This is a genomic window from Flavobacterium gelatinilyticum (assembly GCF_027111295.1).
Classification (GTDB): Bacteria; Bacteroidota; Bacteroidia; order Flavobacteriales; family Flavobacteriaceae; genus Flavobacterium; species Flavobacterium gelatinilyticum.
On the sequence record NZ_CP114287.1, the window covers coordinates 2,317,909 to 2,338,821 of the forward strand.

General features: G+C 34.9%; 20 protein-coding genes and 4 tRNA genes. 2 read left to right on the top strand and 22 right to left on the bottom strand.

Annotation, left to right across the window (positions count from 1 at the left end; all coding sequences use genetic code 11):
* Positions 1–44 precede the first annotated feature (44 nt).
* The 17 genes from rpoB to OZP11_RS09770 all read right to left on the bottom strand — a co-directional run bounded on the left by rpoB (position 45) and on the right by OZP11_RS09770 (position 12,672).
* On the bottom strand, positions 45–3,857 hold the full coding sequence (rpoB, locus tag OZP11_RS09690; protein ID WP_281235009.1) for a DNA-directed RNA polymerase subunit beta: 3,813 nt from the start codon (positions 3,855–3,857) through the stop codon (positions 45–47).
* 267 nt (positions 3,858–4,124) lie between these two features.
* On the bottom strand, positions 4,125–4,496 hold the full coding sequence (gene rplL / locus OZP11_RS09695; RefSeq protein ID WP_057123938.1) for a 50S ribosomal protein L7/L12: 372 nt from the start codon (positions 4,494–4,496) through the stop codon (positions 4,125–4,127).
* A gap of 93 nt (positions 4,497–4,589) precedes the next feature.
* Positions 4,590–5,090: a 50S ribosomal protein L10 gene (gene rplJ / locus OZP11_RS09700; RefSeq protein ID WP_281235010.1), complete on the bottom strand. Its 501-nt coding sequence runs from the start codon at positions 5,088–5,090 to the stop codon at positions 4,590–4,592.
* A gap of 22 nt (positions 5,091–5,112) precedes the next feature.
* A complete protein-coding gene (gene rplA, locus OZP11_RS09705) occupies positions 5,113–5,802 on the bottom strand; it encodes a 50S ribosomal protein L1 (protein WP_008466920.1) in 690 nt (229 codons plus the stop codon).
* A 13-nt stretch (positions 5,803–5,815) separates the two neighbouring features.
* The gene (gene rplK, locus OZP11_RS09710; RefSeq protein ID WP_281235011.1) at positions 5,816–6,253 is read right to left on the bottom strand and encodes a 50S ribosomal protein L11; all 438 of its coding nucleotides are present in this window, start codon (positions 6,251–6,253) and stop codon (positions 5,816–5,818) included.
* Between the two features lie 68 nt (positions 6,254–6,321).
* Positions 6,322–6,873 (bottom strand): transcription termination/antitermination protein NusG, encoded by a 552-nt coding sequence (nusG, locus tag OZP11_RS09715; protein ID WP_281235012.1) that lies wholly within the window; start codon positions 6,871–6,873, stop codon positions 6,322–6,324.
* A 10-nt stretch (positions 6,874–6,883) separates the two neighbouring features.
* On the bottom strand, positions 6,884–7,081 hold the full coding sequence (gene secE, locus OZP11_RS09720) for a preprotein translocase subunit SecE (RefSeq protein WP_281235013.1): 198 nt from the start codon (positions 7,079–7,081) through the stop codon (positions 6,884–6,886).
* 18 nt (positions 7,082–7,099) lie between these two features.
* Positions 7,100–7,170 (bottom strand) — tRNA-Trp (locus OZP11_RS09725).
* A gap of 55 nt (positions 7,171–7,225) precedes the next feature.
* The gene (gene tuf / locus OZP11_RS09730; protein WP_012024011.1) at positions 7,226–8,413 is read right to left on the bottom strand and encodes an elongation factor Tu; all 1,188 of its coding nucleotides are present in this window, start codon (positions 8,411–8,413) and stop codon (positions 7,226–7,228) included.
* Between the two features lie 55 nt (positions 8,414–8,468).
* A tRNA-Thr gene (locus OZP11_RS09735) sits at positions 8,469–8,540 on the bottom strand.
* Positions 8,541–8,628: 88 nt separating this feature from the next.
* Positions 8,629–8,709, bottom strand: a tRNA-Tyr gene (locus OZP11_RS09740).
* Between the two features lie 62 nt (positions 8,710–8,771).
* Positions 8,772–8,845 (bottom strand) — tRNA-Thr (locus OZP11_RS09745).
* Positions 8,846–8,934: 89 nt separating this feature from the next.
* Entirely contained in the window at positions 8,935–9,237 is a 303-nt protein-coding gene (gene hpf / locus OZP11_RS09750; protein ID WP_053472330.1) for a ribosome hibernation-promoting factor, HPF/YfiA family, read from the bottom strand.
* A 37-nt stretch (positions 9,238–9,274) separates the two neighbouring features.
* Complete coding sequence (locus OZP11_RS09755; protein WP_281235014.1) at positions 9,275–10,168, bottom strand: tyrosine-type recombinase/integrase; 894 nt, start codon at positions 10,166–10,168, stop codon at positions 9,275–9,277.
* A 128-nt stretch (positions 10,169–10,296) separates the two neighbouring features.
* The gene (rpsU, locus tag OZP11_RS09760; RefSeq protein WP_012024008.1) at positions 10,297–10,491 is read right to left on the bottom strand and encodes a 30S ribosomal protein S21; all 195 of its coding nucleotides are present in this window, start codon (positions 10,489–10,491) and stop codon (positions 10,297–10,299) included.
* Positions 10,492–10,627: 136 nt separating this feature from the next.
* Positions 10,628–11,770 (bottom strand): acyl-CoA dehydrogenase family protein, encoded by a 1,143-nt coding sequence (locus OZP11_RS09765; protein ID WP_281235015.1) that lies wholly within the window; start codon positions 11,768–11,770, stop codon positions 10,628–10,630.
* A 14-nt stretch (positions 11,771–11,784) separates the two neighbouring features.
* Complete coding sequence (locus OZP11_RS09770) at positions 11,785–12,672, bottom strand: ComEA family DNA-binding protein (protein WP_281235016.1); 888 nt, start codon at positions 12,670–12,672, stop codon at positions 11,785–11,787.
* A gap of 273 nt (positions 12,673–12,945) precedes the next feature.
* Here OZP11_RS09770 and OZP11_RS09775 point away from each other — a divergent pair, with 273 nt between their 5' ends.
* Positions 12,946–14,412, top strand: a complete 1,467-nt coding sequence (locus OZP11_RS09775; RefSeq protein WP_281235017.1) for an APC family permease — start codon at positions 12,946–12,948, stop codon at positions 14,410–14,412.
* A gap of 38 nt (positions 14,413–14,450) precedes the next feature.
* On the opposite strand, the gene OZP11_RS09780 is transcribed toward OZP11_RS09775, so the two are convergent.
* The 5 genes from OZP11_RS09780 to OZP11_RS09800 all read right to left on the bottom strand — a co-directional run bounded on the left by OZP11_RS09780 (position 14,451) and on the right by OZP11_RS09800 (position 20,047).
* The gene (locus OZP11_RS09780) at positions 14,451–14,678 is read right to left on the bottom strand and encodes a PspC family transcriptional regulator (protein WP_008466940.1); all 228 of its coding nucleotides are present in this window, start codon (positions 14,676–14,678) and stop codon (positions 14,451–14,453) included.
* An 89-nt stretch (positions 14,679–14,767) separates the two neighbouring features.
* Positions 14,768–16,039: a DUF2851 family protein gene (locus tag OZP11_RS09785; protein ID WP_281235018.1), complete on the bottom strand. Its 1,272-nt coding sequence runs from the start codon at positions 16,037–16,039 to the stop codon at positions 14,768–14,770.
* A gap of 74 nt (positions 16,040–16,113) precedes the next feature.
* Positions 16,114–16,596 (bottom strand): 3'-5' exonuclease, encoded by a 483-nt coding sequence (locus tag OZP11_RS09790; RefSeq protein WP_281235019.1) that lies wholly within the window; start codon positions 16,594–16,596, stop codon positions 16,114–16,116.
* Positions 16,597–16,677: 81 nt separating this feature from the next.
* Positions 16,678–18,039, bottom strand: a complete 1,362-nt coding sequence (locus OZP11_RS09795) for a pyridoxal-phosphate dependent enzyme (protein WP_281235020.1) — start codon at positions 18,037–18,039, stop codon at positions 16,678–16,680.
* Between the two features lie 40 nt (positions 18,040–18,079).
* Positions 18,080–20,047, bottom strand: a complete 1,968-nt coding sequence (locus tag OZP11_RS09800) for a putative porin (protein ID WP_281235021.1) — start codon at positions 20,045–20,047, stop codon at positions 18,080–18,082.
* 168 nt (positions 20,048–20,215) lie between these two features.
* Between OZP11_RS09800 and rnhB the strand changes: the two genes are divergently transcribed.
* Entirely contained in the window at positions 20,216–20,878 is a 663-nt protein-coding gene (gene rnhB, locus OZP11_RS09805; protein ID WP_281235022.1) for a ribonuclease HII, read from the top strand.
* Positions 20,879–20,913 lie beyond the last annotated feature (35 nt).

Here is a 20,913-nt window from a genome sequence, read left to right on the forward strand (position 1 = left end):
GTAATCAGTCCCATTAAAAAATGAGACCGATTACAAAACTTTTATTATTCTTCCAAACGAAGATCTAATCCTAGACCTTTCAATTCGTGCATTAATACATTGAATGATTCTGGTAAACCTGGTTCTGGCATAGTTTCACCCTTAACGATAGCTTCGTAAGTTTTAGCTCTACCAATAACGTCATCAGACTTAACAGTTAAGATTTCACGTAGTGTACTAGAAGCTCCATAAGCCTCAAGTGCCCAAACCTCCATCTCTCCAAAACGCTGACCTCCGAATTGAGCTTTACCTCCAAGTGGCTGTTGCGTAATCAATGAGTATGGTCCGATAGAACGTGCGTGCATCTTATCATCAACCATGTGTCCTAATTTAAGCATGTAAATTACACCCACAGTCGCTTTTTGTGCAAAACGCTCTCCAGTTCCACCATCAAATAGGTAAGTATGTCCAAAACGTGGTACGTTAGCCTCATCAGTCAAAGCGTTGATCTCGTCTAGAGAAGCACCGTCAAAAATTGGAGTAGCAAATTTTCTACCCAAGTTCATACCAGCCCAACCTAATACCGTCTCATAAATCTGACCGATGTTCATACGTGAAGGTACTCCAAGTGGGTTCAACACGATATCAACTGGCGTTCCGTCTTCCAAGAAAGGCATATCTTCATGACGAACGATTCTAGCAACAATACCTTTGTTACCGTGACGACCCGCCATTTTATCCCCTACTTTCAACTTACGTTTCTTAGCAATATAAATCTTAGCTAATTTCAAGATTCCAGATGGTAATTCATCTCCAACTGTAATAGTGAATTTCTCTCTTCTTAAAGATCCTTGTAAGTCGTTCAGCTTAATTTTATAGTTATGAATCAAATCATTAACCATTTTATTAGTAGCATCATCAGCAACCCATTGACCTTTGCTCAAGTGAGCGAAATCTTCTACTGCGTAAAGCATTTTTTGAGTGTATTTTTTACCTTTTGGTAAAACTTCTTCACCCAAATCATTCATTACACCTTGAGATGTTTTTCCGTTAACGATCAAGAATAATTTTTCAACTAATCTGTCTTTCAATTCAACAAATTTAGTTTCAAACTCCATTTCTAAAGCGCCTAAAGCATCTTTATCCTGAGTACGTTTACGTTTATCTTTTACGGCTCTTGCAAATAATTTTTTGTCAAGAACTACACCATGTAAAGATGGAGAAGCTTTTAATGAAGCATCTTTCACATCACCAGCTTTATCCCCGAAGATTGCACGAAGCAATTTCTCCTCTGGAGTTGGATCTGATTCCCCTTTTGGCGTAATTTTTCCGATCAAAATGTCGCCAGGTTTAACCTCTGCTCCAATTCTGATCATCCCGTTTTCATCTAAATCTTTAGTAGCTTCTTCAGAAACGTTAGGAATATCGTTTGTTAACTCTTCGTTTCCTAACTTCGTATCTCTAACCTCTAATGAATAATCATCAACGTGGATAGATGTAAAGATATCATCACGAACTACTTTCTCAGAAATTACAATCGCATCCTCGAAGTTATATCCTTTCCATGGCATGAACGCAACTTTTAAGTTTCTACCTAAAGCTAATTCTCCATTTTGAGTAGCATATCCTTCAGACAATACTTGACCAGGAACAACTCTGTCACCTCTTCTTACGATAGGTTTCAAGTTGATACTTGTACCTTGATTGGTTTTTCTAAATTTAATTAAGTTGTACGTTTTCTCATCAGCATCAAAACTTACCATTCTCTCGTCTTCTGTACGATCGTATTTAATAGTAATGATGTTAGCATCAACGTATTCTACAGTTCCATGCCCTTCAGCATTGATTAATACTCTAGAATCTGAAGCTACCTGACGCTCTAAACCTGTACCAACAATCGGTGCTTCAGGACGGATCAAAGGAACTGCCTGACGCATCATGTTTGATCCCATCAACGCACGGTTCGCATCATCATGCTCCAAGAAAGGAATCAAAGATGCAGAAATCGATGCAATCTGGTTAGGAGCAACGTCTGTATAATGTACTGAAGTTGGCTCAACAACCGGGAAGTCACCCTCTTCACGAGCAATAACATTACCAGCAGTGATTTTACCATTATCATCCATCTCAATGTTTGCCTGAGCAATCATTTTTCCTTCTTCTTCCTCAGCACTTAAATAAATTGGTGCGCTTTCTAAATCAACTACCCCATCTGTTACTTTACGGTAAGGAGTTTCGATGAATCCCATTCCGTTTACTTTTGCATAAACACCTAGAGATGAAATCAAACCAATGTTTGGTCCCTCAGGAGTTTCAATCGGACATAAACGACCATAGTGAGTATAGTGAACGTCACGAACCTCGAAACCAGCTCTCTCTCTCGAAAGTCCACCTGGTCCAAGTGCAGAAAGTCTTCTTTTGTGTGTAATCTCAGCTAATGGATTCGTTTGATCCATAAATTGAGATAACTGGTTAGTACCAAAGAAAGAGTTGATAACTGATGATAATGTTTTAGCATTAATCAAATCAATTGGAGTAAACACCTCGTTATCTCTAACGTTCATTCTCTCACGAATAGTTCTAGCCATACGTGCTAAACCAACACCGAATTGTTGAGACAATTGTTCACCAACTGTTCTAACACGACGGTTTGATAAGTGATCGATATCATCAATCTCTGCTTTAGAGTTGATCAATTCGATCAAATATTTTACGATTGTAATAATATCCTCTTTAGTAAGCACTTGCTTATCCATAGGGATATCTAAATCTAATTTTTTGTTCATTCTGTAACGACCTACTTCACCTAAGTTATAACGTTGGTCAGAGAAGAACAATTTATCTATAATACCACGAGCAGTTTCCTCATCAGGCGGTTCAGCGTTACGCAACTGACGGTAAATGTGCTCTACAGCTTCTTTTTCAGAGTTTGTTGGATCTTTTTGTAACGTGTTGTGGATAATAGCATAATCTGCTTGGTTATTATCCTCTTTGTGTAACAAAATAGATTTTACGTTAGAATCGATGATCTCTTCAACATTATCTTTGTCGATAATGGTATCACGATCAAGGATGATTTCGTTACGCTCGATAGAAACTACCTCTCCGGTATCTTCATCAACGAAATCCTCGTGCCATGTGTTCAAAACACGTGCAGCAAGTCTTCTTCCAATATATTTTTTAATTCCTGTTTTAGAAACTTTAATCTCTTCCGCTAAGTCGAAAATCTCTAAGATATCTTTATCTCTTTCGAATCCGATAGCACGGAATAAAGTTGTTACAGGTAATTTTTTCTTTCTATCGATATACGCGTACATTACGCTGTTGATATCTGTAGAGAACTCTATCCAAGAACCTTTAAAAGGAATTACTCTCGCAGAATAAAGTTTAGTTCCATTTGCGTGGAATGATTGTCCAAAGAAAACCCCTGGAGAACGGTGTAATTGAGATACTACAACACGCTCGGCACCATTGATTACAAAAGTACCACTCGGAGTCATGTAAGGAATTGTTCCAAGATAAACATCTTGTACAATTGTTTCAAAATCTTCGTGTTCTGGATCTGTACAGTATAGTTTCAACCTAGCTTTTAAAGGCACACTATAAGTAAGACCTCTCTCTATACATTCTTGAATTGTATAACGTGGTGGGTCAACAAAATAATCTAGGAACTCCAATACGAAGTTATTTCTCGTATCTGTAATTGGGAAGTTTTCCATGAAGGTATTGTATAACCCTTCGTTGCCTCTTTCGTCAGATTTCGTTTCTAATTGGAAGAAATCCTTAAAAGATTTAACCTGAACATCCAAGAAATCCGGATAGTCAGGAATGTTTTTTGTCGAGGCAAAATTCAATCTTTCAGTCTGATTTGTTATCATCAATGGACAAAATTTTGATTAAAAAAAAGTAATTTTTTTTGTGTAAAAACACACTGCGTAGTTTATACTTTCTTTTTAAAATCAATACATCTTTAAAAATAAACCAACAAAATTTAGTTCAATTTTCTTTCTTCGTATCGATCAAAAACTTTTTCGTATTTTAAACTATTTGATAATAAAATTTAATGGATTTTATTATACGAAAAATGGTTTAGGCCTTTGAGTGTTAACTCAGGACCTAAACCTAGTTCTTAAAACTGAGTTGAATTATTTAAGCTCAACTACAGCTCCAGCTTCTTCTAATGATTTTTTAAGACCTTCAGCCTCTTCTTTAGAAACACCTTCTTTAACGTTACTTGGAGCACCGTCAACTACATCTTTAGCTTCTTTAAGACCTAAACCAGTTAATTCTTTAACTAATTTTACTACAGCTAATTTAGAAGCTCCAGCATCTTTCAATACAACTGTAAATTCAGTTTGTGCTTCTTCAGCAGCACCTTCTCCACCACCAGCAGCAACTACTACAGCTGCAGCAGCAGGCTCGATACCATACTCGTCTTTTAATATTGTTGCTAATTCGTTAACTTCTTTAACTGTTAAGTTAACTAATTGTTCTGCGAATTGTTTCAAATCTGCCATTTTTTTCTATCGTTTAAAATGATTTGTAAAAATATAATTTATTTATTGTGCGCTAATTAGGCAACCAGGAAATAGAATTTCCCGTTTTTGTTATTAAGCTTCTGTCTCCTCGCTTCCAGCGAATTGATTTTGCAAAGCAGAAATAACTCTTTGAGCCGGAGATTGTAATAATCCAATGATTTCTCCAATAAGCTCTTCTTTAGATTTAATTGTAGCCAATGCATCTAATTGATTGTCTCCAATATAAACTTCAGAATTGATGTAAGCTCCTTTTAAAACTGGTTTATCAGATTTCTTACGGAAATCTTTGATAATTTTTCCAGGTGCATTAGCCACATCAGAAATGAATATAGCACTATTACCAGTTAAAACTGTAGGTAAATCACCATAATCATTAGCAGAAGCTTCCATTGCTTTTGCAAGCAAAGTGTTCTTTACAACTTCTAATTTGATACCCGCTTTAAAACAAGCTCTACGCAAGTTTGAAGTTGTCTCTGCGTTTAAACCAGAAATATCAGATACATAAATGATATTTGTACCAGCTAACTGCGCAGTTAAATTTTCAATCGCGATTGATTTTTCTTCTCTAGTCATACTAAAAATTTTTAACTACCAATTATACTGCTTTTGGGTCTAATGCAATAGCAGGACTCATAGTGCTTGTAAGGTGAATACCTTTGATGTATGTACCTTTAGCAGCAGTTGGTTTAAGTTTTATTAATGTTTGAATAATTTCGTGTGCGTTCTCAACGATTTGCTCAGCTCCAAAAGAAACTTTCCCAATACCAGCGTGAACGATACCAGTTTTATCAACTTTAAAGTCAATTTTACCAGCTTTTACTTCTTGAACAGCTTTAGCAACATCCATAGTTACTGTACCTGTTTTAGGGTTTGGCATTAAACCTCTAGGTCCTAAAATACGACCTAATGGACCTAATTTACCCATAACAGCCGGCATAGTGATGATTACATCAACATCTGTCCAACCGTCTTTAATTTTTTGTAAGTAATCGTCAAGACCAACGTGATCTGCTCCAGCCTCTCTTGCTTCAGCCTCTTTATCCGGAGTAACCAATGCTAATACTTTAACGTCTTTTCCTGTTCCGTGAGGTAAAGTAACCACACCTCTAACCATTTGATTCGCTTTTCTTGGATCAACACCCAAACGAACTGCGATATCAACAGACTCATCAAATTTTGCAGAAGCAACAACTTTAATTAATGCAGCAGCATCTTTTAAAGAGTATAATTTGTTCTTTTCAATTTTTGAAGCAGCCTCTTTTTGCTTTTTTGTTAATTTTGCCATTTCTTTTTCTTAATTAAAAAGGAGCATCTCCTGATACAGTTATACCCATAGATCTAGCTGTTCCAGCAACCATACTCATCGCTTTTTCGATTGTAAAAGCATTTAAGTCAGGCATTTTGTCTTCAGCAATAGCTCTAATTTGTTCCCAAGTAACGCTAGCTACTTTTTTACGATTAGGCTCACCAGAACCAGATTTTAGCTTTGCAGCTTCCATTAACTGAACTGCTGCTGGAGGAGTCTTAACAACAAAATCGAATGATTTGTCTTTGTACACAGTGATTTGCACTGGACAAATTTTGCCAGGTTTATCCTGAGTTCTAGCATTAAACTGCTTACAAAACTCCATGATGTTAACCCCAGCAGCTCCTAAAGCAGGTCCAACCGGTGGCGACGGGTTCGCAGCACCTCCCTTAACTTGTAGTTTAACTACCTTACTAATTTCTTTAGCCATTTTTAAAAAATTTAACACTGCAATCAATTGGAAGCGATTGCAATGGTTTATTATAGTGTAACAAAAAATTATACTTTTTCTACTTGCATAAAGCTTAATTCTAATGGTGTTTTTCTTCCGAAAATTTTAACCATAACCTCAAGTTTACGCTTTTCTTCATTGATTTTTTCAACCGTACCATTAAACCCATTAAAAGGACCATCAATTACTTTAACAGTTTCCCCTAAACTAAATGGAATTGAACGAGTATCTGTATTTACAGTAAGCTCATCCACTTTACCTAACATACGATTTACTTCAGAAAGTCTTAAAGGAACAGGTTCCCCTCCTTTAATTTCTCCCAAGAAACCAATTACACTTGTAATAGATTTAATAATATGAGGAATCTCACCAACCAAGTTAGCTTCAATCATAACATATCCAGGAAAATACACTTTATCCTTAGACATTTTTTTCCCCTCTTTTACAGTAACTACTTTTTCAGTAGGTACCAGAACCTGGGAAACATAATCTTCCATCCCTAATCTGGCAATCTCAGTTTCGATGTAAGCTTTAACCTTATTTTCCTGGCCGCTTACAGCTCTTACTACATACCATTTCTTCACATTATTATCTGCCATCACAAAAAAATTATCCTTTTAACCAGTTAAAAAATCCAGCCAAAGCTTTTGCAAAAAATTCATCTACTCCCCAAGTTGCCAAAGCGAACAGAATCGAAAATACAGCCACAACGATTGTCAATTTCTGAACTTCTGCCCAAGTAGGCCAAGTAACATTTGACTTTAATTCTTCGAAAGCCTCTGATAAATAATTAGTAACTTTTGTCATTTGATATATTTTTTATTGCACGGGCGGAGGGATTCGAACCCCCATCAACGGTTTTGGAGACCGCTATTCTACCCTTGAACTACGCCCGTAATTAAAGCCAGTGATTAAAAAATAACCACTGGCTTTTTATTTATTTTAATAGAATTACTCTACGATTTCAGTAACCTGACCAGCACCAACTGTTCTACCACCCTCACGGATAGCGAAACGTAAACCTACGTTCATAGCGATTGGGCTTAATAAAGCAACCTCGATAGTTAAGTTATCACCTGGCATTACCATCTCTACACCTGCTGGTAAAGAAATAACTCCTGTTACGTCAGTTGTACGTACGTAGAACTGTGGACGGTAGTTATTGTGGAATGGAGTGTGACGTCCACCTTCTTCTTTTTTCAAGATATAAACCTCAGCTTTGAATTTAGCGTGTGGTTTTACTGAACCTGGCTTAATAATAACCATACCTCTTTTGATATCAGCTTTATCAATACCTCTTAACAATAAACCTACGTTATCTCCAGCTTCACCTCTGTCAAGGATTTTACGGAACATCTCAACCCCTGTAATAGTAGAAGTTAATTTTTCAGCTCCCATACCAATGATTTCAACAGGATCTCCAGTGTTAGCAACTCCAGTTTCGATACGACCTGTAGCAACAGTTCCACGACCTGTAATTGTAAATACGTCCTCAACTGGCATCAAGAATGGCTTAGCAACGTCACGTACCGGCTCTTCGATCCAGTTATCAACAGCTTCCATTAATTCGATAATTTTAGGTACCCAGTTTGGATCATTGTTTAATCCTCCTAAAGCAGAACCTTGAACTACAGGACCATTATCTCCATCATATTCGTAGAAAGATAATAAATCTCTAATTTCCATTTCAACAAGCTCTAATAACTCAGCATCATCAACCATATCCACTTTGTTCATGAAAACAACGATTCTTGGAATACCTACCTGACGTCCTAAAAGGATGTGCTCACGAGTTTGTGGCATTGGACCATCTGTAGCAGCAACTACTAAGATAGCTCCGTCCATTTGAGCAGCACCAGTAACCATGTTCTTTACGTAATCCGCGTGACCTGGACAGTCAACGTGAGCGTAGTGACGGTTAGCTGTTTCGTACTCTACGTGTGATGTATTAATAGTAATACCTCTTTCTTTCTCCTCTGGAGCGTTATCGATTTGATCAAACGATTTTGCTTGACAGTAACCAGCATCTGACAATACTTTTGTAATTGCAGCAGTTAATGTAGTTTTTCCGTGATCTACGTGTCCAATTGTACCTATGTTTAAGTGCGGTTTGGAACGATTAAAATTCTCCTTTGCCATTTTACTTAATTTTTAATCTTAGTTATATATTAATTTTCAATTTCCTACTTACTTGAGCCAATGTCGGGATTTGAACCCGAGACCTCTTCCTTACCAAGGAAGCACTCTACCCCTGAGCTACACCGGCAGAGTTTTAATTTTAGATTTCAAATTCCTGATTTTAGATTAAAAACAAATCTAAAATTCGAAATCACATAATCCGAAATTAAAATTTGTGGGGAGAGCAGGATTCGAACCTGCGAAGTTCACACAGCAGATTTACAGTCTGCCCTCGTTGGCCGCTTGAGTATCTCCCCATAATTTTAAATTCTCAGTATTTTAAAGAACCTATCCTAAATCGCATTTAGAATATTTTTAGAGCCGATAGAGGGACTCGAACCCACGACCTGCTGATTACAAATCAGCTGCTCTAGCCAGCTGAGCTACATCGGCAATACATTAAAAAAGTCCGCTATTTCTAACGGACTGCAAATGTAGCTATTTTATCTTTTAATCAAAACATTTTTTAAAAAAAATTTCAATTAAATGTGTGCTCTTATTTTTTCTTTCCTTTTCACAAGTAAACGTTCTAATGATTCCGCCGAAAGCTCAACCGCCTCCTCAAATGATTTACACTGTTTTTTTACCAGAAATTCATCCCCTGGAACATTAATCTTAATCTCTACCGCCTTATTCTCCTTATCACTTGTTCTTTCAACTTTTAAAAAAACATCAGCCGAAACAACTCGATCATAATACTTCTCGAGCTTATCCATTCTTTCCTGAATAAAATCTACCAATTTTCTGTCGACAGTAAAGTTAACTGCATGAACATCTACCTTCATAATACAAATTTTAAAAAGTTAAACATTTCAAGAATTACTATTTATTCCTCGGATGAGCATCTGCATATACTTTTTTCAGCTCAGCTAAGCTGTTATGAGTATAAACCTGCGTTGATGCCAAACTGGAATGCCCTAATAATTCTTTAACTGAATTTAAATCTGCCCCGTTATTTAATAAATGAGTCGCAAAAGTATGCCGAAGCACGTGAGGACTCTTCTTTACCTTTTCAGAGACCCTACTAAAGTAAGAATTTATTAATCGATACACAAACGATTCACTCAATTTTAACCCTTTTTTCGAAATAAAAAAACAATCAGAATCCACAACTTCTTCAACAGATTCACGTTCTTTCAAATACAACACAATCTGCTCTTCAACAATAGGCAGAAGCGGAATTATGCGTTCCTTATTTCTTTTACCCAAAACCTTAATTGTACTTGAAGACAAATCAACATTTTTCATCAATAAATTTATCAATTCTGCACGTCTCATTCCAGTAGCATAAAAAAGATCCACAATAAGCTTATCCCTCACTTCTTCAAAACCAGAAACAGAACCTACACCAAACATCAAATCATTTATTTCTTTTTCAGAAAACGGAATCTGAACATTTTTCGGTGTTTTCAAAGCCTTATGCTTCAGCATCGGGTTCACCTCAATTTGTTTTATTTTCAAAAGAAACTTAAAAAAAGCTTTTAAAGAAGCCATTTTTCTATTCACAGAGACATTAGAAATCCCGCTATCAACCAGCGAAACAATCCAGCTTCTAATCTGACTATAATTTACCTTCTCAACTCCATCCTGCTCAAAATTATCCCGATTAAACTCCTCAAAAACATCAATATCCTTAAGATAAGCTATAATCGTATGCTGAGAATATTTCTTTTCCAGCTGCAGATAATCACGAAACGCTTCTTTACTTGACTGCATACAAATAATCTTTTATAATCTACCTTCAACCAATACACGATTCAGAATATTTTCAAAACAAAAAACCGTTAGTATCAAAATTATAACATTTTGACAACTAACGGTAATTATTTCTGAAAAGCTTACTATTAACTTTCTAAACTATCTTTCAAAGTTTGGATGTAAGCAGCTTTTTGAATTTGAGCTCTTTTTACAACAGAAGGCTTAATAAAAGCAGTACGTGCTCTTAATTGACGAACAGTTCCTGTTTTATCAAATTTTCTTTTATAGCGCTTTAATGCTCTATCGATATTTTCTCCGTCTTTAATTGGTATAATTAACATAATATAGACACCTCCTCTCGTTAAGGCTGCAAATGTAAAAATTAATTATTAATTATGAGTTATAAATTATTATTTTTTTCTGTTAAATGTAAAATGTGAAAAATAAGATGAAAAGCACATTTCACTTTTACAAAATTTACTCCTTCAATAAATTTCTGGAAATAACTAATTTTTGAATTTCAGTTGTTCCTTCACCAATTGTGCATAATTTAGAATCTCTATAAAACTTTTCTACAGGAAAATCTTTTGTATAACCATAACCTCCATGAATCTGCACTGCTTCATTTGCAATCTTTACACAAGCTTCTGAAGCATACATCTTTGCCATTGCACCGGCTGTCGTTACCGGTTTATGGTGTTCTTTTAAGTAAGCCGCTTTATGCAGTAACAATTCCGAAGCTTCAATTTCTGTTGCCATATCAGCCAGTTTAAACGAAATTCCCTGAAAATTACTAATCGGCTGTCCAAACTGATGTCTCTCTTTAGAATACTTCAATGCTGCTTCATAAGCTCCTTTTGAAATTCCTAATGACAATGCCCCAATAGAAATTCGGCCTCCGTCTAAGATTTTCATCGCCTGAACAAATCCCTCACCAACTTCTCCCAGCCTGTTGGCATCCGGAACACGGCAATTGTCAAAAACCAGTTCAGCAGTCTCACTGGCACGCATTCCTAATTTATTCTCTTTTTTACCAGAAGAAAAACCAGCCATTCCTTTTTCTAATATAAAAGCAGTCATTCCTTTAGAATCTCCTTTTTCTCCTGTTCGCACCACTACAACTGCTATATCACCAGATATGGCATGTGTAATAAAATTTTTAGCTCCGTTTATAATCCAGAAATCACCATCTTTAACAGCGGTAGTATTCATGCCTCCTGCATCAGAACCTGTGTTATGTTCTGTTAATCCCCAAGCGCCAATAAATTCTGCAGTTGCCAATTTGGGAAGATGCTTTTTCTTTTGTTCTTCGTTTCCAAAAGTCAGAATGTGATTTGTGCAAAGTGAATTATGCGCCGCTACTGAAAGCCCTATCGAAGGATCGACTTTTGAAATTTCTGTAAGCACAGTAATATATTCGTGATAACCCAATCCTGCCCCTCCGTAATCTTCCGGCACTAAAATCCCCATAAATCCCATTTCTCCTAATTTTTTAAAAAGATCAACAGGAAAGATCTGGGCTTCGTCCCACTCCATTATAAAAGGTTTTATGTTTTTTTCTGCAAAGTCTTTTATGGACTGAACAATCATGGACTGCGTTTCGTTATATTCAAAATTCATTGTTTCGCTATTTTTTAGAACTCCAAATATAAACTAATTATTTTTGCTTTTTCAACAGGAAAACCTTTAATTTTTGATAAATCCTCAATATTATTAAAATTTCCGTTCATACTTCTATAAATTACAATTTGTTTTGCAAGTGTGTATTTGAAGTACGGGAATTGAGACAATTCCTTTAAAGAAGCGTCATTTATAGCAATCTTTTTAAAACCGGAAGGCATGACAACTTTGAAACGATTGTTTAATTCTGCAATTACTTCCGGAGAAAGTCCCCAAACATCCTGAAGTTGTTCCATAGACACAAAACCTCCTAAAATTTCTTTCTGTTTTATTATTCGCAGAGAAAGTGCTTCGCCAATACCGTATAGTTTCATTAGATCTTCCTGACTTGCTTCATTAATATCCTGCAGTACTATTTTTTCCTTATTATAGTGAGGTTTTTTATCGAATACTTTTCTTTCTTCTTTGAATTCTGTTTTATTTTGTTTCCAATCCGGAAATTTAAAAAGTGGTGACAATACTTTTAACAACGAATCTGAGACCTGTGTTACTTTCTGAAACTCTTCGGCAGAATTCACATATTTATTTTCTTTTCGAAAAGCCAGCAGACGGTCTATTTCCTGAGTAGACATTCCAAGTTTATACCCTCTATAATCGGAAATAAAATTGGGGTTGAATTTGTATACCGTATATTTTGTTTTTAATTTTTCCTCCTTTTGTAAGTCAATTTCTTTTTGAAGCAACATCCACTGATCTTCTTCTACGGAAGAATAATAGGGCTGGCTAAAATCTGCAAAAAAGTAAAATAACTGTAAAGCAATCACAACAATAAACAATAATACGATACCTGTTTTCTGCTGGTTTGAGAACTTAAAATAATGATTAAGCAGCTTAAAATTCATTATCGATGAAATTTATTAGAATTATGAAAGTGCAAAAATCATAAGAATTTACTTATTTAACAAGAAAAATAACAGAAACTAAAATTTTCAAATAGTTAAACATACACTAATTCTTTCTCAATTAATTTAATGAATCTCAGGTATCAAAACAAACCCTGTATTTTTTTCCATTAAAAATTAAACATTTTGTAACTTAAAACATGATAATTGTTTTTATTTTTTACAAAAAACTATACATTTGGAACTTAATAACAAATAAACCAATAATATAGTATGTCAATTTGGAGAGTTAAACCAATATCAGCCTTTGAGGCCGATATGAAAAAGAGTGATTTAAAGAGAGTCCTTGGAAAATGGAGTCTTACTGCCATTGGAGTTGGTGCCATTATCGGTGGAGGAATTTTTGTACTTACCGGTACGGGAGCTTATTACCATGCAGGTCCAGCCTTAGCAATTTCGTTTATAATCGCAGGTATTGCCTGTGTGTTTGCAGCGCTTTGTTATTCTGAATTTGCCTCAATTTTACCTGTTGAAGGATCGGCGTATGCTTATGCTTACGGTACAATTGGAGAAATTTTTGCCTGGATAATCGGCTGGGGACTTATTCTCGAATATGCAATGGGATCTATGACGGTCGCCGTTTCCTGGTCAGGATATTTTAATAAATTACTCAAAATATTTCACATTCAACTCCCTGAATGGCTTACAACAGATCCGGCAACGTATACCGGAGAAGGTTTCTCAATGAACCTTCCGGCTTTCCTGATCGTTATTTTGGTTATTTCACTGCTTATTAAAGGTACAAAAAGTGCCGCTAAAGCTAATAATGCTATTGTAATCCTTAAAGTTTCTGCGGTAATATTTGTAATTGTAGCAGGACTTTTCTTTATCAATACAGCAAACTGGAGTCCTTTTATTCCTGAGGCTACTCAGATTATTGAAAAAGAAACTACTCACAATGCTTACGGAATTGGTGGAATTGTATCCGGAGCTGCTGCAATTTTCTTTGCTTATGTTGGTTTCGATGCTGTATCTACTCAGGCAGGAGAAGCTATTAATCCTAAAAAAGATGTACCATTTGCTATTATTGCTTCTTTATTAATTTGTACTACTTTATATATTCTTGTTTCTTTAGTTTTAACAGGAATGATGAATTACCAGGATTTTAATCCGCTTGGAAAATATCCTGAAGCAATTAAAGCTCCTGTTGCTTATGCATTTGACATTGCAGGACAAGGCTGGGCTGGCTTTATTATTACTATTGCCGCTACTATTGGACTTGTTTCTGTATTAATGGTAATGATCATGGGACAATCAAGAATTTTCCTTGGAATGTCTAAAGATGGTTTAATTCCGTCTGTTTTCTCAAAAGTTAACCCTATATCTGGTACACCAAAAACAAACTTAATGATTTTAGGAGGTATTATTGCCACGGTTGCTGCTTTTACTCCAATTAACAAATTAGCCGATATGACTAGTTTTGGTACTTTATTTGCCTTTACAATGGTTTGTATTGCGGTGTGGATCTTAAGAGTAAAACAACCTGGACTAAACAGAACTTTTAAGGTTCCTGCTTTACCAATTATTGCTGTCTTAGGAATTTCTATTAATACCTACCTTATTATCAATTTGAGCTTAGATGCTCAGTTATTATCTATTGGATGGCTTGCAATTGGTATTCTGGTTTATTTTGGATACAGTAAAAGAAGGTCAAGACTTAACGACTCTTCTGAAGAATAAGAAACAAAAAAACTCCAAATTTAGATTTGGAGTTTTTTTTATAAGTCAAATACAGAAGTTCTTTTTGAACGGATTAAGTCTTTCAGCCGAATCCAGAAAGCAAGTGTAAGGTAAACTCCAAAACCTAAACCTGCTGTTACAAACGAAATGTAAATAAAAAACAGCCGCACGCTCGTAACACGCATTCCCAGCTTATCTGCCAGTCTTGAAGATACATGAAAACCGTATTTTTCAAAAAAGAATTTGAGTTTTAAAATTGCTGACATTTTTTAATTTTAGATTTTAAATTTTTCGACCGCTTTGCCGTCGGATTTACAAAAGTACAAATTATCTAATTGCCGCATTTTCTTATTATCTAATTATTTTTAAGCAGTTCAAGTCCAAGAGCACATTTTAAGCAGGCTTTTTGATTGCAGTATTCATTTTTTAATTCCAATAAAGTCTGGCTTTCGAATGCATTTTTAGATTTAACTCCAAATAAGCTGAACTTATCAATAACCGCATTTTTCTCGGTATCAACTTCATTCATAAATTCAATTAGATCTTCGGCTGTAGATTCTCCCATTATGTCAGCATAGGTAAACTGAAACGGTATAATTGTATTGATGATCAGTAAATCTAAAAATGATTTAGAGATTGCTTTTGATTTTTTCGAACTTTCTTTATCAAACTGATAATGATTCTGCCAGTACGGGCTTACCGATACATTCAATAAATCGTAAACACTTTTAGCTGATTTAAGCGCAATTATTTTCGAAAACAAGTTTTGATACTTATGATACAAATTTGCCAGTTGAGAAAGTCGTATAGTCGGAAAATTATCGGGTCTGTGTTTAAAAAAGTGAACAGCATCTATATGTGATTTTTCAAGCTGATATTTATGCAGCAGAAAAAAATATCTGAATTTTAAATCTTTAAAATATACATCTTCTTTTTCAGATTCTAACAAACCTGCCGTTCCTAAAAATAATGCTTCGAGATTTTCGACTTCAAAACTTTCTTTTCTGATAACCGAAAACGGAATCGATTTCGCCATTTGCAGAAAAGCATTTCCATTTGTATTCAATCCGAAGTTTTTGGCTAACAAACAAAATAATACCGCTTCAAAATCCTGATTGGTTTCTTCGAGTAATTCACAAATAAACTTTGACTTGCGTTCTAACCGTTCAAAAAACAATCGTTCCTGCCAGTTTTTAAAAACGAAATCATCTATTTCTTTGATTTGTCTTTCGCATGAAATCCATGTCTTTGGAAAAAGCAATGCCTTATAATTTTGAATTAATTCCGGATCTACATAATCTTTTAGTACCAAAACCGGAATTTCCGTATTATCTTCTCTAAAAATAGCGGTATCATTTTCCCAGACAACATGCAGAATCACATTTTCATAAGCGGGATCTTTTTCATGATTGTGCAAATACCAATCTGAAGATTTCAAATGTACCTCTACATTTCCTGCCCATTTCTGGTCTGCGATTTTAATATGGGCGTTGAAAAAATCAGGTCCGGCAAGTTCTAAATAATCACCCGTTTTAATAATCGTAACTGGTTCATTCCGGACGGTCATTAAATTTAAGGTATTGAATTTTTTGAATTTCCAGAGATAATGAAGAAAGTCTTCTTTCATTTTTAAATTTTATTTGTGTAACAAAATTTAAAAATAACAAATTTAATATTATTCTTACAAATAAAATTATCTATTTAGCGAAGCAGATATAATTTAGCACATGCCCTGGCATCTGACAACGCTTCATGGTGGTTTAATTTAATATCCATTTCACGGCAGCAGTCACTTAGAGTTGTTGGTTTTAGACCTTTTGCTTTGTAGATTTTAACTGTACATTCCCATTTGTGAGCAATGTTCAAATCTTCATAATTTAATCCGTACAGCAGCATGGATTTCATTAAAACATTTCGGTCAAAACTCTCGTTATGTGCCACTACTACTTTATTTTTTAATCTCTTTTCGATTTCGGGATAAACCTGCAAAAAAGATTTCGAATTAATCGTGTCTTTGGGATAAATACCATGAACGCGAATTGTGAACGGACTGTATTCGTTTTTAGGCGGTTTAATCAGGGTCACAAACTCATCGACAATTATTCCGTTTTCGACCGTAACAATTCCAACAGAACACGGATGGTATCCCGTCGCGGTTTCAAAATCTATAGCTGTAAAATTCATTCTATTTTCTTTAAAGACAAATCCATAAACCCAATTACTGATGCAATTAGATTTATGGATAAGATTTTATTTTTTCAGGGTTTATTTTATAGAGCCAATAATATCATATTTGGTTATAATATGATGATTTCCGTTTCCTAAATCAATCAAAACAGCATCGTTTTCTTTTGAGAATAGTTTAGAAACTTCTTCGATTGGTGTTCCCAGTTTTACAATTGGGAAAGGTTTACCCATCACTTCTTTGATTGGTTTTTCGGCAACATTTTTATCGGCAACATAACTTCTGAACAAATCGGTTTCGTCTACAGAACCTACAAAACCGTTTATATCCACAACCGGAATCTGCGAAATTTTATATTTACGCATGCGCTCGATAGCATGAGAAACCAATTCTTCTGTGCGAACCACGATTAATTCTTTATCGATATGATCTTTGATTACATCTTCTGCCTTTGTTACATTTTCTTCTAAGAATCCACGCTCACGCATCCAGTCATCATTGAACATTTTACCCACGTAACGGCTTCCTGAATCGTGAAATAAAACTACAACCACATCGTCAGGTTTAAAATGTTCTTTTAACTGTAATAATCCTTTTATACAGGCTCCTGCTGAATTACCTACAAAAATAGCTTCTTCAAGGGCAATTTTTCTGGTATAAACCGCAGCATCTTTATCTGTTACTTTGGTAAAACCGTCAATCAAAGAGAAATCAACATTTTTAGGCAGAATGTCTTCTCCAATTCCTTCTGTTATATACGAATAGATTTCGTTTTCATCAAAAATTCCTGTTTCGTGATATTTCTTAAAAACAGAACCATACGTATCAATTCCCCAGATTTTAATATTCGGGTTTTTCTCTTTTAGATATTTTCCTACTCCAGAAATTGTTCCTCCTGTTCCAACACCTACTACAAAATGCGTGATTCTTCCATCCGTCTGTTTCCAGATTTCAGGACCTGTCTGCTCGTAATGTGCCAATGAATTTGACATGTTATCGTACTGGTTTACGTACCATGAATTTGGTGTTTCTTCGGCCAGACGTTTTGAAACTGAATAATAGGAACGAGGATCTGTTGGTTCAACATCTGTAGGACAAACCACTACTTTTGCTCCAACTGCCCGAAGAATATCCATTTTTTCTTTGGACTGTTTGTCAGATATTACACAAATCAGTTTATAGCCTTTTACAATGGCAACAAGCGCCAGCCCCATTCCGGTATTTCCCGAGGTTCCTTCGATAATCGTTCCGCCCGGTTTTAGTCTTCCGTCCGCTTCTGCATCTTCAATCATTTTTACGGCCATTCTGTCTTTTACAGAATTCCCCGGATTAAAGGTTTCGACTTTTGCTAATACTAACGCATCAATTTCAGCAACAATTTTGTTGAGTTTTACCAATGGTGTATTACCAATTGTTTCTAAAATATTATTTGAAAAGTCCATTCTATTAAGTTTTTATATGTGGTTCTAAGGGGTACGTTTTTTATTGGAAGAAATTCCACACTAACCCAAATCGGATTACAAAATCGCGATACGGATTATTAGGTGCAGAATAATAATTGCCTGATGAAAACAATGCATTTAAATGTTCGGCTTTTAAATAAAAACGCGTCTGACGAATTCTTGCATTTAAGAAAACATCGATAGTAGCAAAATTTCCTATTTCTTTTTTATCCTGAACAAAGAATTCTCCAATAACCGGGTTATAATCGTTACCATAATATTTGGTAAAATAATTAAATACAACTCCAGCTTGTGCAAACAAAGCTTTTTTGAAATAATAGTTTGAGTAATAAAACGTATTTCTGGTTACAAAATCAGGGACATTCAAAATCAAATCTGACTGATCTACTTTTTGATATAATAAGGTATTATCCAGCGCAAATTTTCCAAATTTAAACTCTCTGTTGGCTTTTATTTCCAGATAATTAATCACATTTCCATATTGAGCCGGCTTTATGATTTGTGTCTGTGCCACAACTTCGGCTGCACTAGATGCATCTCTAAAATACAAATGATCATTTAGTACTGTATAATTTACTTCTGCATTTAACCAGGGTGTATAAACATTAGCGCCGAGAGAGTTAATTTTTTCGTTTTTAAAATTATTTGACCAATTATACTGTACATAACTGCTTTGGTACAAATTGTAATTGTTATTTGGCAGTTTGTTTATATTTCTGTATCTGAAATCAAACTGGATTTTCTCGTTTAAATTATAACGCAGTTTTGCATCAAGATCTGAGAGTGACTGGTTTGTAATGGATCTTGAGTACAAGAAACGTCCGTTCCATTTGTTTTTTTGGTATTCGTACTGCGCCCCAAAATTATTAATCTGCAAATACAAATTATTAGGTACAATTGTTCCGTCTTTATAAATTATAATCTTACCATATTCATAGTTCGATCTGTAATCATCAACAAAAAAATTAAATTTTCCTAAAAGCGAATTTTCATAGGCAGCACCCACTCTGTTATACAATCTTTCGAAGCGTGTGTGATCGTTTATATTGCTTGTCACATACGATTCCCCAAAACGCTGTACCTGTTCTCCATCAACAGTTGAAAGTACTGTTGGCTGTTTGTATTCGAAAGCTTTATTTTCGTAATTAAACTGATGATTTATGTACAGGTTATTATTTCCGTGCGTAGGATTTATTCTAAAAGCGTGGTCAAAGAACAAACGTCGTCCTTTTAAAAACGATTCAGCATTGGTTAAATAAACCTGCAGACGCTGACGGTTTTTAAAATCAGGGTTATCGCTTTCAAAATCTGCAGGCGTTGTAATACCGCCGTTTTCTTCATTCAGATTATCCTGATAGGTATAATGCGCATTTAAGGCATATCTTCTGTTTGTGGTTGCATAACTCGTTGTAAATCTGAAATTTCCGGCACTTACAAGCTGATTTATATAATTTCCTTCTGAACGCAGACCTCTGTAAGCGATAGAAAAATTTAGATTTTTTGACGTATTTAAAGTAATAAATGAATCTACGTTTTGTCCTTTATTAATTGTGGTATTAAAAAATAACTCTGTAAAAGGTGTTGCAGCAGAATAATACCGAATATCTTCTGCCCGCATATAATTAGAATGTTTAGCTGTAAAACCTATTTCAGGATAAGGAGAAAAACTTGTTAAACTGTATTGCAAAGTATTTAACGGCTGCCCAATATTTGAAAATTCTAAAAGTCCGAAAAGATCTTTTCGAAGATGATTTTGTTTGTATGCACTTTTAATCGTAAGAGAAGTATCGGCATAAATAGTGTCATGCTCCAGTGTAATAATCTGATACTGATCAATTTTTGCAATTTTAGATTGTTTCTTTTTAACTGTATCTGTAATACTTGAATATTTTGTATTCATATCTAAATTATTTTTAGAAGCAGGTTTTTCCTGAGAAAACAACAATGTTGGTACAATTAATAGATATAGAAAAATGAATATTCTCATTTGATGGCTTTGTATATGATTATTTCGACAAAATTTGCTAAGCAAAGGTAAATGATAAAAACATATAAATAAAAAAACACTTCAATTTATACAATTACCTTGACAGACAGAATGAAAACGAATATTTTTGCATAAAATTTTACTTATTATCTTTTAGAATTTTAAAAAATGCTTGAAAAAAATTTCTCAGGATTTGTTTTAGAAACCGGAACCGATGAAGCAGGCCGAGGCTGTCTGGCCGGCCCTGTAACTGCTGCTGCCATAATTCTTCCAGCCGATTTTGAGAATCAGATTTTGAATGACAGTAAACAGTTATCCGAAAAAACAAGAGCACTTTTAAGACCTGTAATCGAAGAACAGGCGGTTTGTTTTGCCGTTACACATTTATTTCCTGATGAAATTGATGAAATAAATATTCTTAATGCATCAATGAAGGGCATGCAGGAATGTATTTTGAAATTAAAACATGTTCCTGAATTTATTATCGTAGACGGAAACCGTTCTCTAAATGCAAAACTGGGACTTAAAAATACTTTTGGAAGACAGTTTTCTACAGAAGAAATTACCTTATTAAAGTCGATCCCAAACCAGAGCATTATAAAAGGTGATGCTAAATTTTTGAGTATTGCCGCAGCATCTGTCCTGGCCAAAACCTATCGTGATGAATACATGGATCAAATTCATGAGGAATTCCCAATGTATAACTGGAAACAAAACAAGGGGTATCCAACCAAAGAACACCGCGATGCAATCAGGGAATTTGGAACTACTAAATATCACCGCATGAGTTTTAGACTTTTACCGGAACAATTAGAACTTGATTTATTCTAAAAAAGGAAGACTTTTCAAATTGATAAGTCTTCCTT

What these genes read in the sequence shown, in the direction of transcription:
- OZP11_RS09765 (WP_281235015.1), bottom strand. Translation starts at nt 11,770, where the DNA reads ATGAATTTTGAATATAACGAAACGCAGTCCATGATTGTTCAGTCCATA.
- rplA (WP_008466920.1), bottom strand. Translation starts at nt 5,802, where the DNA reads ATGGCAAAATTAACAAAAAAGCAAAAAGAGGCTGCTTCAAAAATTGAA.
- OZP11_RS09800 (WP_281235021.1), bottom strand. Translation starts at nt 20,047, where the DNA reads ATGAGAATATTCATTTTTCTATATCTATTAATTGTACCAACATTGTTG.
- rpoB (WP_281235009.1), bottom strand. Translation starts at nt 3,857, where the DNA reads ATGATAACAAATCAGACTGAAAGATTGAATTTTGCCTCGACAAAAAAC.
- OZP11_RS09795 (WP_281235020.1), bottom strand. Translation starts at nt 18,039, where the DNA reads ATGGACTTTTCAAATAATATTTTAGAAACAATTGGTAATACACCATTG.
- rnhB (WP_281235022.1), top strand. Translation starts at nt 20,216, where the DNA reads ATGCTTGAAAAAAATTTCTCAGGATTTGTTTTAGAAACCGGAACCGAT.
- nusG (WP_281235012.1), bottom strand. Translation starts at nt 6,873, where the DNA reads ATGGCAGATAATAATGTGAAGAAATGGTATGTAGTAAGAGCTGTAAGC.
- rpsU (WP_012024008.1), bottom strand. Translation starts at nt 10,491, where the DNA reads ATGTTAATTATACCAATTAAAGACGGAGAAAATATCGATAGAGCATTA.
- OZP11_RS09755 (WP_281235014.1), bottom strand. Translation starts at nt 10,168, where the DNA reads ATGCAGTCAAGTAAAGAAGCGTTTCGTGATTATCTGCAGCTGGAAAAG.
- hpf (WP_053472330.1), bottom strand. Translation starts at nt 9,237, where the DNA reads ATGAAGGTAGATGTTCATGCAGTTAACTTTACTGTCGACAGAAAATTG.
- OZP11_RS09790 (WP_281235019.1), bottom strand. Translation starts at nt 16,596, where the DNA reads ATGAATTTTACAGCTATAGATTTTGAAACCGCGACGGGATACCATCCG.
- secE (WP_281235013.1), bottom strand. Translation starts at nt 7,081, where the DNA reads ATGACAAAAGTTACTAATTATTTATCAGAGGCTTTCGAAGAATTAAAG.
- OZP11_RS09780 (WP_008466940.1), bottom strand. Translation starts at nt 14,678, where the DNA reads ATGTCAGCAATTTTAAAACTCAAATTCTTTTTTGAAAAATACGGTTTT.
- rplK (WP_281235011.1), bottom strand. Translation starts at nt 6,253, where the DNA reads ATGGCTAAAGAAATTAGTAAGGTAGTTAAACTACAAGTTAAGGGAGGT.
- rplL (WP_057123938.1), bottom strand. Translation starts at nt 4,496, where the DNA reads ATGGCAGATTTGAAACAATTCGCAGAACAATTAGTTAACTTAACAGTT.
- OZP11_RS09785 (WP_281235018.1), bottom strand. Translation starts at nt 16,039, where the DNA reads ATGAAAGAAGACTTTCTTCATTATCTCTGGAAATTCAAAAAATTCAAT.
- tuf (WP_012024011.1), bottom strand. Translation starts at nt 8,413, where the DNA reads ATGGCAAAGGAGAATTTTAATCGTTCCAAACCGCACTTAAACATAGGT.
- OZP11_RS09775 (WP_281235017.1), top strand. Translation starts at nt 12,946, where the DNA reads ATGTCAATTTGGAGAGTTAAACCAATATCAGCCTTTGAGGCCGATATG.
- rplJ (WP_281235010.1), bottom strand. Translation starts at nt 5,090, where the DNA reads ATGACTAGAGAAGAAAAATCAATCGCGATTGAAAATTTAACTGCGCAG.
- OZP11_RS09770 (WP_281235016.1), bottom strand. Translation starts at nt 12,672, where the DNA reads ATGAATTTTAAGCTGCTTAATCATTATTTTAAGTTCTCAAACCAGCAG.